This window comes from Pseudoalteromonas sp. G5_S1_54_S4 (genome assembly GCF_054968565.1).
On sequence record NZ_JBQKUL010000002.1, the window covers coordinates 84,383 to 100,782 of the forward strand.

General features: G+C 40.9%; 9 protein-coding genes and 1 pseudogene. 6 read left to right on the plus strand and 4 right to left on the minus strand.

Translation table 11 applies throughout. From position 1 onward, the window contains the following. Nucleotides 1–7: 7 nt before the first annotated feature. Together treF and ACTRWE_RS01600 are read left to right on the plus strand one after the other, a co-directional pair. Nucleotides 8–1,504, plus strand: a complete 1,497-nt coding sequence (treF, locus tag ACTRWE_RS01595; protein WP_462879383.1) for an alpha,alpha-trehalase TreF — start codon at nt 8–10, stop codon at nt 1,502–1,504. A 103-nt stretch (nt 1,505–1,607) separates the two neighbouring features. After that, nucleotides 1,608–2,297, plus strand: coding sequence for a response regulator transcription factor (locus ACTRWE_RS01600; protein ID WP_013462996.1), 690 nt, complete (start codon nt 1,608–1,610; stop codon nt 2,295–2,297). A gap of 52 nt (nt 2,298–2,349) precedes the next feature. Here the strand turns inward: ACTRWE_RS01600 and ACTRWE_RS01605 are convergent, their stop codons facing one another. From ACTRWE_RS01605 to ACTRWE_RS01620, 4 genes are read right to left on the minus strand one after another with little or no spacing between them, the layout of a single operon-like run. Next, nucleotides 2,350–3,123 (minus strand): CsgG/HfaB family protein, encoded by a 774-nt coding sequence (locus ACTRWE_RS01605; protein WP_024602690.1) that lies wholly within the window; start codon nt 3,121–3,123, stop codon nt 2,350–2,352. Continuing rightward, a complete protein-coding gene (locus ACTRWE_RS01610) occupies nt 3,123–3,545 on the minus strand; it encodes a curli assembly protein CsgF (RefSeq protein WP_462879384.1) in 423 nt (140 codons plus the stop codon). The genes ACTRWE_RS01605 and ACTRWE_RS01610 overlap by 1 nt, the downstream gene beginning before the upstream one ends. Then, on the minus strand, nt 3,539–3,931 hold the full coding sequence (locus tag ACTRWE_RS01615; protein ID WP_016900116.1) for a curli production assembly/transport protein CsgE: 393 nt from the start codon (nt 3,929–3,931) through the stop codon (nt 3,539–3,541). The genes ACTRWE_RS01610 and ACTRWE_RS01615 overlap by 7 nt, the downstream gene beginning before the upstream one ends. A gap of 41 nt (nt 3,932–3,972) precedes the next feature. Continuing rightward, nucleotides 3,973–5,481 carry a curlin gene (locus ACTRWE_RS01620; protein WP_462879385.1) on the minus strand — a complete coding sequence of 503 codons (1,509 nt, stop codon included), beginning with the start codon at nt 5,479–5,481 and terminating at the stop codon, nt 3,973–3,975. A 570-nt stretch (nt 5,482–6,051) separates the two neighbouring features. Between ACTRWE_RS01620 and ACTRWE_RS01625 the strand changes: the two genes are divergently transcribed. From ACTRWE_RS01625 to ACTRWE_RS01640, 4 genes and pseudogenes are all read left to right on the plus strand, one after another. After that, complete coding sequence (locus ACTRWE_RS01625) at nt 6,052–8,559, plus strand: S8 family serine peptidase (protein ID WP_462879386.1); 2,508 nt, start codon at nt 6,052–6,054, stop codon at nt 8,557–8,559. A gap of 214 nt (nt 8,560–8,773) precedes the next feature. Continuing rightward, the gene (locus tag ACTRWE_RS01630; protein ID WP_462879387.1) at nt 8,774–11,944 is read left to right on the plus strand and encodes a glycosyl hydrolase family 18 protein; all 3,171 of its coding nucleotides are present in this window, start codon (nt 8,774–8,776) and stop codon (nt 11,942–11,944) included. A gap of 67 nt (nt 11,945–12,011) precedes the next feature. After that, a pseudogene (locus ACTRWE_RS01635) lies at nt 12,012–13,607 on the plus strand (lytic polysaccharide monooxygenase). 73 nt (nt 13,608–13,680) lie between these two features. Beyond that, nucleotides 13,681–16,311: a glycosyl hydrolase family 18 protein gene (locus ACTRWE_RS01640; RefSeq protein ID WP_462879388.1), complete on the plus strand. Its 2,631-nt coding sequence runs from the start codon at nt 13,681–13,683 to the stop codon at nt 16,309–16,311. Nucleotides 16,312–16,400 lie beyond the last annotated feature (89 nt).

A 16,400-nucleotide genomic window follows, 5' to 3' on the forward strand; every position in this document is an offset into this window, starting at 1 on the left:
GACAGTTATGAGTTTTTTTAATAGCCAATTATTTAAAGATGTACAAACACAGCACATATTTAGCGACTGTAAAACGTTTGCAGATGCAACTGCGCGTGTTGATTGGCAAAGTGCCTGTATACAGTATGAGCAAATAGCACCCCTTAATAAAACTCAATTAAGAGACTTTGTTGATGCGCATTTTATAACAACGCCTTTATTAACAATGAAAGGGGCTGCAAATACCACCAGTGTAAAAGGCTACATAAACTCACTGTGGAGCGGCCTTCGACGTGAAGCCGATACACCCAAAGCTAATTCTTTACTCGCTTTAAAGCACAGCTACATTGTACCTGGTGGACGTTTTCAAGAAATTTATTATTGGGATAGTTACTTTACTGCGCTGGGTTTAATTGATGCAGATAAAAGTGATGTAGTAGAAGACATGCTACAAAACTTCATAGACTTAATTAACGATTACGGCTGCATTCCAAATGGTAACCGCAGTTATTATTTATCGCGTTCACAACCGCCGATTTTAGCGCTGATGGTTGATCTTTTATGGCAGCACACTCACAGTAAAACACATAATTTAGCTTGGCTTAAATTGTGTGTTGAAGCTTTAACAAAAGAGCACGCATTTTGGATGCAAGGAGCAGATACACTCGATGATGCGCAAACAAGTGTAAAACGCGTAGTAACAATGCCATGTGGTGGGGTATTAAATCGCTATTGGGATGATGAGGCGGCTCCTCGCGCAGAGTCATTAAGAGAAGACTTAGCGCTTGCATCAGGGTTTAGTGATGATAAAAAATCTGAGTTTTATCGTAATATTCGTGCTGCGTGCGAATCTGGGTGGGACTTTAGCTCGCGCTGGTTAGCCGAGTCAAACTTACTAAGCTCAATTCAAACGACAGATATTGTACCTATAGATTTAAATTGCCTACTGTACAATTTAGAAAATCAGCTTAGTGAATGCTTTAAATTGCTTGGCAATGAGCAACAATCACAAACGTACAGCAGCTATGCTGTAAAAAGAAAGTCACTTATTAATCAATATCTTTGGAGTAATGAGCAGCGTTTTTTTGTTGATTATAATCATAAGCTATCTAAGCCGTCTGCTATTTTAAGTGCAGCGGCAAGTACCCCGCTTTTTGTTAATTTAGCCTCGCAACAGCAAGCTGAACTGGTTGCAAACGTATTTAGCGAGCAGTTTTTAAAAGTAGGTGGTATTGTAACAACGGTTGTTGATACTCCACAGCAATGGGACAGCCCGAATGGCTGGGCTCCATTACAATGGTTTGCGGTAAAAGGCTTGCGTAATTATGGTATTGATCAATTAGCTACACGCATAATGAAAAACTGGCTAACAATGGTAGAACAAGATTTTATTGAAAATAAATGCTTGCTCGAAAAATATAACGTATGCACACCGCAAAAAAAAGCCAGCGGGGGTGAATATCAAGTACAACAAGGATTTGGTTGGACTAACGGTGTTACATCACGCTTTTATACACTTTTATAGGGTAACTAAACTCATTGGCTTATACCAAAAGAGCATTGTGTTTTGTAGTTAATTTAGGTAATGTGACGGTTGTTGTAAATCTAATGTTTCAAGGATGAGTTATATGTTGCAAAAAAGCTCGGCTTTTATTAAGACAACGCTTCAATCGTCTTTCCATTCTCAAAACTACACAGTTATTTTAAGAACACTTCAAGCCATTTTTGGTGATATAAAAATGGACAGTACTATCCCACATATTGATCAGCGTGGTGCTTATGACATTTTTCTAATTGATGGATCTCAAAATGATTGGCAGGACTTGATCCCAGCAGATTTAATTTGTTTGGCTAAACAGTATAAAGTTGTGCTTTTTAATGTAGAACTAGAGCAAGTATGTGAAAAAAACTTATTACTCAATCATTTTAATGGGGTATTTTATAAATCGGCAGCAGCAGAAGATATATTTAAAGGCTTAGTAAGAATTTCTACTGGTGAGCTTTGGTTTACTCGTAAAGTAATCTCTAAGGCCTTTAATGATATTCTAAGTGTGGCCTCTTCGTTTAGCTCCTTAAGCGAAGATATCACGTTAAATGAAGCTGACTATAAGCATTTAACTAAACGAGAAAAGTCGGTTATTCATTTAATAGCACAAGGAGCGAGTAATAATAAAATAGCGGACAAACTAAACATTAGCGACCACACTGTTAAAACTCACCTTTATAGCGCATTTAAAAAAACTAATTCGCGTAATAGAGTTGAATTGGCCAATTGGGCGCAAAGATATATTTCAGTATTATTACCCGTTGAGAGCTAATCGTTATTTGTTTGGCCACATCAATGACTTTGTGGCCATCTGTAAGAGTAGGTTAAGTTGCCTGTTTAGCCCATAAGCCTTTATCAATACCTTTGGTGATAAGATCTGTAAGCGCCTTTTCTATTGCTTGCGTTACGCAAATGCTCATTGGTTCATTATCACTAAAGCCCGCCTCAGCTTCCGCCAGACGTTTATAGCTAACATACCTAAAAAAACCTGCTCGCATTTCTTGGCTCAATACTTTTTTGCTGGTGGCTACTGACAACAATACCTGGCCAGTTCTTACATCTACGGCACGTAAATAGATTGATATTGCATCTTCACGATATAGCTCTGATGCGCCAATACCAAAATATTCCATTCCTAAGCCACCCGTTTTTACATTGGTGTCGTAACTAATTATACCGCCTTCTAAAATGATTTTCGCAGTGGTTAACGGCGGTAGCTCGCCTTGATTAGGATTAGTCGCTTGTGCCGCTCTAATTATTTTTCTCTCTGTTAAAATATTTTGTAGACCCTCACGTTCAACCGGCGTAAACCAGTCAGACTCATGTAATGCTTGCACTAGAATAGAGTTTGCACCTTGAGTGACGGCCGTTGAAAACGAGCTAACATTAGTTTGTGGCTTATATTGACCGGTTTGATCGCGAAATGAATAAACCGAGACTGGAATGCTGCCCGCAGGTTTAGGTAAGCTTTTTAAATCAGAAAAGACATCTGTTGGCTCTAACGTTACCGCACTTTGTTTTGACGGAGGGATTAAATTACCCATAGTAGAGCAACCACTAAGAGAAAGAGCGATTGTTATTATTATTAATTTATACATTATCCAAACCTCGGTACTTCGATAACCACAACCGAGTCATCAATTACATTTGTTATTCTAACCGTGATAGTGTCGGTTGTACTGGTGATCACTTCTATTTGATAATCACCACTCATAAAAATGGAGTCTTGATTAAAAACACTGTCTTCAATATTTTCCCCAAAAGCCATGTCGGTGATTTCTCTCACCATTCGATTTAAGTATGTCCGCTCTAATGAATCTTGAAACTGCTCTGCATATCCTTTTTCGACAACCGGCGCTTTATGTTTATTTTGTGCTTGAGCCTTACTAAGCAGCATATTGGCATTGAGAGGGTTGCCACCAAAACTCGGGTTAATAGGGGTATAAATAATTTCAGTTGCGGAGACTGAAAAGCTTAAAGTTGTTATTATTGTTAATACTATTTTTTTCATTGTTACCATCCATTCAATGCCATATCAGGACTCGCTGTTTGCATATTCGATCGCGCCATGGCGTCCATTACAGAGTGCACTGCTTGCTCTACTCGCTCGTCCAAAGGCTCTAACTTTCGTCCCAAATGGGTTGCATAAATAATCTTATGATTCATTATTAAAACTAATTTAGTACCAGCACGGGGTATAACCGTTTCTTTTATTTCTACATTAAAGCCAGCTGTTGAAGGCAGTTCACGCCAATAATTTGAAAATTCACTGTAAAATTGATACCCAAAGCGACTAATACTTTTGTTTAGTAATAATCCATCGATTTCTAAATCAGCACTGGCATTACTCAAAGGAGTAAAAAAAGTTAAAAGTATAAAAAGATAGATATATTGTTTATTTTTCATAGTTAAAATAAGGGAGAGGGTTACTCTCCCCGTCTCATCAATTACATTTGTGTAATTGTTGCTGTATTACCATCACCAAGTTGAGTGACAGAGAATGTACTGTTAAAGCCAATTACGTTACCTTCAACAGTGTTGTAGTTACCGGTTTGAGTAACAGAGAATGAAACGTTTTCACCGCCTAATAAAAACGCTGAATCTCCAGTTCCACCTACCCAGTTACCTTCGCCTTGCTGTGCAATATCAATAGAGTGATTACTGCCTTCTACCATTAAGTCAATAACGTTAATATCACCATTTTGAGCAATATCAATTTGGTTTGCGTTACTATCAAGGATACCCGCTAGTGTAACAATCGCCTCATTTTGATTACCGACTTGATTAACATCAATATCGTTATCGTTTGAAGTGAGAGAAACATCAGGGTATGAAGACTGCACTAAAATTGCGTTTTCATCGCCACCTGATTGGCTAAGATCAACATCGTTACCGCTACCATTAAAGTTAGCTAAATGAACCGAGTTAAAATCACTAACCTGGGTTACTGTAAATTCATTATTTGAACCAATGACACCCATGTATGCTTCATTAGTGTTACCAACTTGCATTGCTGTAAGCTCATTGTTATCGCCCATTAGCTCAGTAGTCGCAAGGTTTTCATCACCAATTTGATTAACTGTTACTTCATTGAATGAACCGTCAAAAAGACCAGACTCAATAGCATTATTCGAACCTTCTTGGTCTAGTTTTATTTCATTATCATTACCAGTAACGGCTGCAAAAGTAATGGTATTGTTATCACCGCTGCTTTGTTCAATAGCTATTTCGTTGTCATCACCAGCAATATCAGTAAATGTAATGATGTTACGTGAACCATCCTGGCTAACGTCAATCTCATTTTCGTTACCGCGTAATGAGCCTATTTTAAATTCATTCCAGGTGTCTGTTTGTTCAATTTCAATAATGTTTTCATCGCCTGATAAGCTAAGTACTTCAAATTCTTGCCACATACCAGACTGAGATGAAATAATTTCGTTACCGTTACCTTTCATGTCCATGTTGTAAAACCAGTGACCGCCATTTCCTTGTTCTACGTCAATATTATTGTCGCTACCAGTGATAATATTGATTGCTTCATTGTTTTGAAATAATCCTTGGCCGAATTGAGAAACATAAACGCCGTTGTTATCACCCGTTATGCGCGTAATGAAACCATTAGCAACACCATCTTGTGCATAAGTTTGTTGGTTGTTATCACCTGTTGTTTCAACTTCGGCGTAATTACCATTTTGTAATTGAGCTATTTTAACATCGTTGTTGTTACCGATTTCAGTAGCTAGTGCAGTATTGCCATCGCCATCTTGAGAGACTAATGCCGTGTTGTCAGAAAATGATTGCTTAACTGTTACAGCATTCTCAATGCTACTTACAGATACTTTAGCTGCAAGCTCAGAAGTTGAACCTGCTTTTGTTTCTGTGTTTGCGTTTGCTGTAAAGCTGGCGCCCATTGCAATTGCAATTGCACAGCTTAAAAGTGATTTATTCAATTTCATTATTATTCTCCTTGAAAGATAAAATAAAATACCTTGATTAATTATTAAGTTTTAAAAAGGTATTTTCGTTGCAGCATGCCGTGCTGCCATAATGTGTGATTAGCTTTTTATTCTTAAACGTAAAATGCTGTTTTAAATATGAACTAGGGTTTGGTCATTAGTACTTGGTAAGGTGGTTTGCCATTCACTAATTCATAACTGCTCAGTCACTGTATTCTTCAATGAGTTCATTTTGAATCATCTTTTTTAATGGTAATTTAAATCTATAAATTTCAATTGCTTACTCTTTTAATTTGTATTTTCTATCTATTTACATCAAAAACCAGTAAAAAATAATGAGTTAATGCCATGTTAAAAATAAGTTATTTAATTCATTAAAATGGCTGCTATTAATGTTTTTTTTACTGTATTTCTAGTTAAAAATAATGGTTTTGTTCCTGGTTTTGCTTTTTTTACTTGAGTTAGTGACTGATTACCCGTTTTCTTAACACTTGCCACGTGATTACTTAAATTCATAAACGTAAATATTTCGCTTAGTAAAGCTAAGTTAACTTAATTACGGATAGAACAATGAAAACAAAATTATCTATTATTACACTTGCACTTTTACCTTGTTTAGCTGCGGCTAAATTGCCTGATGTTAACAGTACAACTCAAAAAGTAACTGCGAGCAGTGACTCGATTATTGTTAAGTATAAAAAGAATGCTTCGCCGGAAATGCGTAAGCAAGCTCGTTCGTTAGTAAAAGCCAAAATATCTGATCTAAATAACGATGAAATTGATGATAACTTCACCTCGTTATTTTCTGGCCGCCTCGCAAAATTTAAAATATCAGGAATGAGCGCTAAAGAAGCAATTGACCGCTTAAAATCTCATCAAGCTATTGAGTATGTTGAGCCTGATTATCGCGTGAGCATTGCAAGTGCAACTAATGACCCTCGTTTTGATGATTTATGGGGCTTAAACAACGAAGGCCAAACTGGTGGCACGGCTGATGCCGATATTGATGCACCAGAAGCATGGTCAATCTCTACAGGTAGTCGTGATGTTGTAGTAGGTGTTATTGATACGGGTGTTGATTATAGCCACCCTGATTTAGCTGCGAACGCGTGGGTAAACAGCGGTGAAATTGCTGGTGATGGTATCGATAATGACGGTAACGGTTACATTGATGACGTTCACGGTATTAATGCGATTACTGATGCTGGCGACCCAATGGATGACCAAGGCCATGGTACACACGTATCGGGTACAATCGGTGCCAGTGGTAACAATGGTGTCGGTGTTGTTGGTGTAAACCATGATGTTTCTATTGTTGGTTGTAAGTTTTTAGCCGCAGATGGTACAGGTTCTACCTCTGGTGCTATTAAGTGTATCGATTACATGGTTGGCCTTAAAAATGCGGGTGTTAATCTGCGTGTGTTAAATAATAGCTGGGGCGGCGGTGGTTTTAGCCAAGCGTTAGCTGATGCGATTACGGCTAGTGAGCAAGCTGATATTTTATTTGTTGCTGCTGCGGGTAACGATGCGGTTGATAACGATCAAAATCCACACTACCCATCTAACTATGAAAACGACAACGTATTATCGATAGCAAGTACTGATAGCAGAGATAATATGTCTAGTTTTTCTCAATGGGGCCTAACAAGTGTTGATATGGGCGCACCTGGCTCAGGTATTTTGTCGACCGTTCCTGGTAATAGCTATGCTACTTATTCAGGCACCTCTATGGCAACACCGCATGTAGCTGGTGCTGCTGCACTTGTACTTTCAGTTAATCCTGATTTAACAACACTAGAGCTTAAAGAATTACTTATGTCTAGTGGTGATGCTAATGCGGCATTAAATGGTAAAACGGTTGCAGGTACACGTCTAAATGTTAACCAAGCGCTAATTGATGCTGATCCAACTCCAGGCTTTAAATTATCTGTATCGCCGGTTTCTCAGCAAGCGACTGTAGGTGATACGGTTACTTATACCTTTACGATTGGCTCAATTGCACAATGGGAAGGTGACGTTTCACTGGCTTTAGCTTCAGATCTTACCGATGCATCACTAAGCGCAACTACCGCTCGTCCGGGCGATGAAGTTGTTCTAACAGTTGCAACTAACAGCGATACTCAGTGGGGAAATTACGACTTTACTGTTACCGCAACATCAGACGAGCAAGTTAAAGAACAAACTGTTAGCTTAATGCTTCAACCTGCTGGTTTAAATGACTTTACTTACAGCAGTGATGAAAACATCGCTATTCCAGATAATTCTCCAGAGGGCGCAAGCTCGGTTATTACGGTTGCTGATGATTTAACTATTTTTGGCACCACTGCTGATGTAGATATTACGCATACTTGGTCTGGTGACTTAGTACTTACACTTATTTCAGCGCAAGGTACAGAAGTAACTTTACAAAGCAATGAAGGTGGCAGTGCAGACGATATTGTTAAGTCATTTACATCAAGCGTATTTAATTCTGAAGTGGCAACTGGAGATTGGACACTTCATGTTGAAGATACAGCTGGTGCAGATACGGGTAATATCAATGGTTGGTCACTTACATTTAGCGCTATTGGTGAGGTAAGCCCACAACCACCACAAGCTGGCTTTAGTGTTTCAGCACAAGGTTTAACTGCTACATTTGTAGATACAAGTCGTGATGTGAATGATGACATTTCACAGTGGAGCTGGAACTTTGGTGATGGTTCAACATCAACAAACCCAAATCCTACACATGTTTACGCTCAGTCAGGAAGTTATGAGGTTGAATTAACCGTAACGGATAGTGAAAATAACTCAGATACATTCACTCAAACAGTGGTTGTTAGTGATGTTGAAATTGAATTGAGCTTAAAACGCGCTAACAAGTCACGTCTTGATACTATGCGTGTTGAGTTAAACTGGGCAGAAGTAGGGGCTGAGTCACTTAGCCTATACCGAAATGGCGAACTAGTAGATACCGTATCAGATAATGGCCGTTACCGTGATTATGTGCGTAACGCAACATTACCGGCATACGACTATCAGTTATGCGTATCTGAAAACGTATGTTCGAATATTATTACGGTTTCATTTTCTGAATAAAACGTTTACCCCTTAGACATTCAAAGCCCAGCAATGCTGGGCTTTTTTATGGAATATCCCTTCTTAATTTTATAATGTAACTATTTTGTATTTATTTTGTATTTATTTTGTTTGTTATTTGTGCGTTATTTTCTTGATATTTACGATATCCATGTTAAGTTTGTACCTGAAAGGTAAAAAATAATGAGTATAAACATCGTTAATGAAGGAGCCAATGAGCTCACGTAAAATAATAACAAATGCCTTTAATCTAAGTGCTTTATCGTTAAGTTTTCTTAGTTTAAATGTACACGCGTCTATTGATTGCAGTGCGTTAGAACAGTGGCAAACAGGCCAGACACACGTTACTGGAGATCAAGTGCAAGCGCAAAGCACAGCGTATGAAGCTAGCTGGTGGACGCAAGCCAATCCAGTGGAGAATGCTGGTGATTATAAAGATTGGAAAATTTTGGGTGTATGTGACAACGCTGTCATTGATAATGAAATTCCAGTAATTACCGAGTTAATGCCTGCAGACGGTTTTCAACTAACCGATAAAGACAGCGTTGTCATATCGGCGCAAGCAATTGATAACGATGGAGAGGTAACCACCGTTGAGTTTTTTGTTGATGGTATTTTTCTAGCTGCAGATACTTCATCACCTTACAGCGTTGATTGGCAAGCTGTGGCGGGTTCTCATCAAATAAGTGCAATTGCAACGGATGATCAAGGTGCGCAGTCATTACAAATCATCAATACCTTAACAGTTGCAGATGACGTTACTAATCCTCTTAATCAAGTACCCGTTGCATCAATTTCATTGAGTACCTTACCTGAACAGCTAATTGTGGGTTCACAAGTTGTGTTTGAGCTTTCAGGTAGCGATAGCGATGGTGAGATCACCGCGCTTAATTTTGCTATAAATGGTGATGATACTCATCAAGCGACATCAGCAACTAGTCAGTATACATGGCAGGCTACAGCTCTTGGGCAAGCCAGCTTTACACTTACAGTGACTGATAACGAAGGGGCTACAGCACAAACCACAAAAACCCTAAATGTTGTTGACTCTGCAGCGCCCGGCAGTGGTGTAACTGATTGTCAACCACAAGGGTTATATCAAACCCCCGGTGTTAATACGCCTTATTGTACTGTGTATGATGCTGATGGTCGTGAAGTTATGGGAGCTGACCACCCGCGTCGTGTTATTGGTTATTTTACTAGTTGGCGAAATGGTGCTAATGACCAACCAAGTTATCTAGTTAATGATATTCCATGGGATAAAATTACTCATATTAATTATGCCTTTGCGCATGTTGATGCCAATAATAAAGTATCTATTGGCGATCCTAATTCAGCAAATAATCCTGCTACAAACATGGAATGGCCAGGCGTTATTGGCGCTGAAATGGATCCTGAGTTTGCATACAAAGGACACTTTAATCTTTTAAATAAATACAAAAAACAACACCCACACGTTAAAACCTTGGTATCGGTAGGTGGCTGGGCTGAAACGGGGGGGTATTTTGATGAAACCGGCCGCGTTGAAAGTGGTGGCTTTTATACCATGACCACCCATGCTGATGGCTCAGTCAATTATGAAGGTATTAATGCATTTGCAAAAAGCACCGTTGAGTTTATTGAAAAATATGGATTTGACGGCGTTGATATTGATTATGAATACCCATCTTCAATGAATGACTCAGGTCACCCCGATGATTTTCCTATATCCAACGCGCGCCGTGCAGGATTGAATGCCTCATACCAAGTGCTAATGAAAAAAGTACGTGAAGAGCTAGACCGTGCAGGTGAAGTCGCAGGTAAGCACTATTTACTCACTATTGCGTCTCCATCTTCTGGTTATTTACTACGAGGTATGGAAACCTTTCAAGCGGTTAAATACCTGGATTATGTAAACATTATGTCTTACGACTTACATGGCGCATGGAACTCACATGTAGGGCACAATGCTGCCTTGTTTGACACCGGTTTAGACTCAGAACTGACACAATGGAACGTCTACGGCACTAAAGAATTTGAAGGGATTGGTTACTTAAACACCGATTGGGCGGTTCGTTATTTCCGAGGGGCAATGGCTGCCGGTCGAATCAATTTCGGTATTCCTTATTATACTCGAGGTTTTAAAGATGTGTCGGGCGGAACTAATGGTCTATGGGGTCAAGCGGCTTTACCAAACCAAGCTGATTGTGCCACAGGTACAGGGGTTGGTGAAAAGAACAAGTGTGGTAATGGTGCATTAGGTATCGATAACCTTTGGCACGATAAGAACGACGCAGGTCAAGAAATGCCCGCCGGTTCAAATCCTTTATGGTACGCTAAAAATCTCGAAAATGGTATTGTTGGCTCTTACCTCGAAGTGTATGGCTTAACCCCCGATACCGATACTGACGATCGCTTAACAGGTTCTTACACACGTTATTACGACAGTGTTGCCGTCGCACCTTGGCTTTGGAATGCCGATAAAAAAGTATTTCTGTCGATAGAAGATGAAGCGTCGATGGCCTCTAAAGTTGATTATGTTATTAACAACGGCCTTGGCGGTATCATGTTCTGGGAGCTTGCTGGTGATTTTGATTACGACTCAGCAAAAGGCGAGTACTTCATGGGGTCAACGCTTACTTCACTTGCATACGATAAGTTTAATCAAAGCGGTGTTGCATATGATGTACATGGCGGAAATCCAAACTTTACAGTGCCTGCTGAAGCTGTAGATATCACATTTGAAGCCAAAGACTTCCCTGTCGGTGATGATAACTACCCAATCAGCCCAACATTTGCGTTTACCAATAACTCAAGCCTTGATTTAAGCGGTGCAAAAATTTCATTTGATGTACCGGTATCAACCTCCGCTATTTTTAAATCCAACTGGAATGCACAAGAAAAACTGGGCATGGCAGTAGAAGTAAATGGCTCGAACGCAGCGGGTAATAATATTGGCGGTTTTGAGAACGAGTTCCACCGTTTCTCAATCACACTGAACAATGAATGGGGCGGTCAACTAAAAGACTTTAGCGCTGGTGCAACTGTGAATGCACAAGTGATGTACTACATGCCAATCACTGGGCCTAGCAACTTTACCATTGAAAAAGATGGAAAAACTTACGCATTCAAAGCTGAATACCCAATGCTACCAGATGCAACACCGGGTGATGGCACGGGCAATCCAGATAACGGTGGCGGTGACCCTGCAGGTACGTGTGAAGGAGTTGATATAGCCTCGATACCTGTTTATCCAAACTTCCCTCAAACAGACTGGGCGGGCAACCCAAGCCATGCCGCAGCAGGTGACTTAATGTCTCATAACAACGCGATATACAAAGCCAAGTGGTGGACAACGTCTGAGCCGGGTGTAACGGCTGATTGGACCCTAAGTTGTAGCCTGTAATTTTCAAAAACAATGAGGGGTAGGCCTGAGCTTGCCCCATGTATTGAGTCTTAGAAAGGATAAAATAATGGCATCAATTAAACTTAACACACTATCGCTATCTGCAATCGCAGGTGGCTTGCTACTGAGTATGCTAGCACCGCAAGTACAAGCACATGGTTATATGGATAGTCCTAAAGCACGCCAAGCATTTTGCCAAGATGATGGCGGATACTGGTGGCCAGAAGATGGCACAAATATTCCTAACCTTGCTTGTCGAGCAGCATATCTAGAATCCGGCACGGTGCAGTTTGTGCAAGCGATTGAATTTTCTGTTAATACTCCTGACTATTTAAATCAAACTGCAGTTGAGGCCAGTGTACCAAACGGCACTTTATGTGCTGGTGGCGATACAGCCAAACGCGGTATGGATTTACCATCACCACATTGGCAACGTAGTGACGTAGTGCCCAATGCTAATGGTGAAATTCAAGTTCGTTACCTTGCATCAACGCCACATAATCCCAGCTTTTGGCAGTTTTACTTAACTAAGCCAACTTTTAATGCCGCTACTGATGTATTGACCTGGCAAGACTTAGAGCTAGTTCAGGAGCATCAAAATGTTGACGTGATTTAAGACACCGATGGTGAGCGTTATTATCAAATGAGTGTGGCTATTCCACAAGGACGCAACGGTGATGCCATTTTGTACAGCCGCTGGCAACGAAACGATGTTGTGGGTGAAGGCTTTTATAACTGTAGTGATATAAATATTGTAAACGACGCAGCTCCAACCAATCCGAATGCGTGGGCAAGCCTTGGGTACTTTGTACGTCAAGGGCAAAATGCCATTGCAGGCGACACTGTATGGGCTCGCTTATTTGATGAATCTGGCCAAGAGGTGATTAATCAACAACTTAAAATCAATGCCGATAATCAAGCAAATTGGCAGCAAGTGTTAGCGTCACAACTTAACCTTGATTATGCGCATTTAGTGCAGATTGGTGTGCAAAATCAAGTTGGTGATGTTGTATTTAACAGCGCTGATGTACTAACAAACCAAGTCTATGGAAGCAATCCAAATTACACTTATACATTAAGCGTGCAGGGCACCCCTGATAATACAGCGCCTATTGTTAGTAAGCCAGAAAACCTAGTAGTTGATGAAAACACCACCACGGCTGTGCATTTACATGCGTTTGATGATGAGCAAAATGCGTTAATTTATACTTGGTCAGTACCGGCACCACTGAGTTTTACCGGTAGCGATGCCAATATCAACTTAATTTCACCTGAAGTTTCAACACCTACAGATTATACCGTTGTGGTATCTGTTTCTGATGGCCAATTAACGACCCAAACCGAGTTTGTTGTCACCGTTAATGACAGCGTTATCAATGATCCTGTTATAGCGCCTTGGAGCACTACTGAGGTTTATCAAGCAACAGATAAAGTGAGTTTTCAAGAGTGTGTTTACTTAGCTAAATGGTGGAATCAAGGTCAGCAGCCCGATAGTTCAAGTGCGTGGGAGCTTGTTGAGGAGGGTACTAATCCAGCAGCATGGAGTATTAACAAAGCCTATCAAGCGGGCGCAGAAATAATCTATCAAGGACAGCGCTATCGCGCTAATTGGTGGACTCAAGGCGATACGCCAGGACAAGCCGATGTATGGAAAACACTGTAACTAAAAGCCTAAGTTTTGTAGTTCAAACTTATTAAACCAAAATAATCACATTAAAAATAGATAAGAGAGAAATATGAATATTAAACAATTAACCGCAGCTATGGGTGTTGCACTATTTGCCGGTTCTGTATCGGCAGCGCCTTCTACACCAAGTATTAATTGGGAGCCACAGCAATATTCGTTTGTTGAGGTAGACCTTGAAGGAAACGGCTCTTACAAACAGCTGGTTACCCGTGTTGAGCAAGTTAATATCAACATTGAATGGAGTGCGTGGAGCGGTGATGGCGGCGATAGCTATAAAGTGTACTTTGATGACATGCTAGTAAATGAGGGCACGCTTGCTGCTGGTTCTAAAAGTGGCACTATTTCATTCCCTTATGATAAAGCAGGCCGCCATACAATGTATGTTGAACTATGTGAAGGCGGCACGACCTGTGCGAGAAGTGCGGGTAAGCCAATTGTAATTGCTGACACTGACGGCGGACATTTAGCACCATTACCTATGGATGTTGACCCAAATAACCGTGATATTGGCGTTAAGCAAGATTTAGTGACGGGCGCTTACTTTGTTGAGTGGGGGATCTATGGCCGTGATTACGATGTAACGAATATGCCAGCACAAAACCTGAGTCATATTTTGTATGGCTTCATTCCAATTTGTGGTGAAAACGCATCGTTATCGGGTGGTCCTAAACGTGCACTTGAAACCGCTTGTGCCGGCTCTGCAGATTACGAAGTGGTTATTCACGACCCATGGGCCGCAGTACAAAAAGCATTGCCAGGGGTTGATGCTAAAGATCCCATTCGTGGTACTTACTCGCAGTTAATCGCACTAAAACAGCGTTACCCAGATATTAAAATTTTACCATCTGTAGGTGGTTGGACGTTATCAGACCCATGTGGTGGTTTTATTAATAAAGCAAACCGCGACACCTTTGTTGCCTCAATGGAAGAGTTTTTAAGAACCTGGAAGTTTTACGATGGTGTTGATATTGACTGGGAATTCCCAGGTGGTGACGGTCCCAATCCTGATATTGGCGATCCAATTAACGATGGCCCAGCCTATGTTGCATTAATGCAAGAACTACGCGATATGCTTGATAAACTAGAAGCAGAAACGGGTCGTACTTACGAGTTAACCTCAGCCATTGGTGCTGGTTACGATAAAATTGAAGATGTAGATTATCAAGCCGCAAGCCAGTACATGGATTACATTTTTGCCATGACCTATGACTTTTATGGCGCATGGAGTAACGTAACCGGACACCAAACAGCACTTTACTGTGGCGAGCACATGAGTGTTGGTCAATGTAATGGCACTGGGCTTGATGAAAATGGCGAACCTCGTAAAGGCCCTGCTTATACCACCGATAATGCAGTACAGCTGTTACTTGCGCAAAATGTACCATCGAAAAAAATCGTCGTCGGCACAGCCATGTATGGCCGTGGTTGGGAAGGTGTTTACCCGCAAAATGCAGCGGTTGATGGTAACCCAATGACCGCCCCTGGTAATGGCCCATTAAAAGGCTCCACGGCACAAGGTGTATGGGAAGATGGAGTTATTGATTACAAGGGCGTTAAAGCCAATATGATTGGTGCGGCAGGCACCGGTATTAATGGTTTTGAAGTGGGTTATGATGAGCAAGCACAAGCCGCTTATGTATGGAATCGCTCAACTGGTAAACTGATCACCTATGATAGCCGTAAGTCTGTGCTGGCCAAAGGTGCGTATGTTAATCAGCATAACTTAGGCGGTTTATTTGCATGGGAAATTGATGCTGACAATGGTGACATTCTAAATGCAATGCATGATGGCTTAGGGGGCGTAGTTGCGCCGCCAAATAATAAAAAACCGGTTGTTTCAGTGTCTTCATCTGTGTCTGTTAATTCAGGCGAGAGCATCACAGTAACGGTTTCTGCAACCGATGCAGATAACGATCCACTGAGCTTTAGCTGGAGTGCTGATAGCGCGCTAGTAGTATCTGGACAAAATACATCATCACTGGTTATTAATGCGCCAACAGTGACTACAGATACACAGTATGTTGCAACCGTTGCGGTATCAGATGGTCAAGCAACAGTGAATCGTGATGTTGTTGTTAATGTTATTGCGCCAACATCAGGTGGCGAAAATACAGCACCGAGTGTTAATGCAATTGCTAATGTTAGTGTTGACGAAGGCGCATCAGCAAGTGTTGCTGTAGTTGCAAACGATGCACAAAACGATGCGCTTACATATACGTGGACAGTACCAACAGGCTTAACGTTAGTGGGCAGCGGTGCAAATGTGAGCATTGAGGCAGGCGCTGTAGATACAGATACAAACTTCACTGTTTCAGTTGCAGTCAGTGATGGCGCATTAACCACAACGCAAAGCTTTAGCGTAACAGTGACAAATGGTGATACTACCACTCCACCAACAGGAGATTGGGATGCGAGTGTTGCATACGTTGGTGGCGATGTCGTTACTTATAACGGCGTTGAATATAAAGCAAAATGGTGGACTCAAGGTGAGCGTCCTGATTTAGGCGGTGCATGGGAAGTAACAACACAGCCTACAGATGGTACGGGTGTCGAAGTTTGGCAGCCAACGGCTATTTATAACAGTGGTGATGAAGTTTCTTATCAAGGTAATAAGTACCAAGCTAAGTGGTGGACTCAAGGGAACGAACCTGGCTCAACCGATGTATGGTTAGCACTTTAATTTTAACCTGAGAATTTGGGTTTTAAAAAACCATATAAATTAAAAAAGCAGCTTTCGAGCTGCTTTTTTTGTTAACGACTATTACGAGG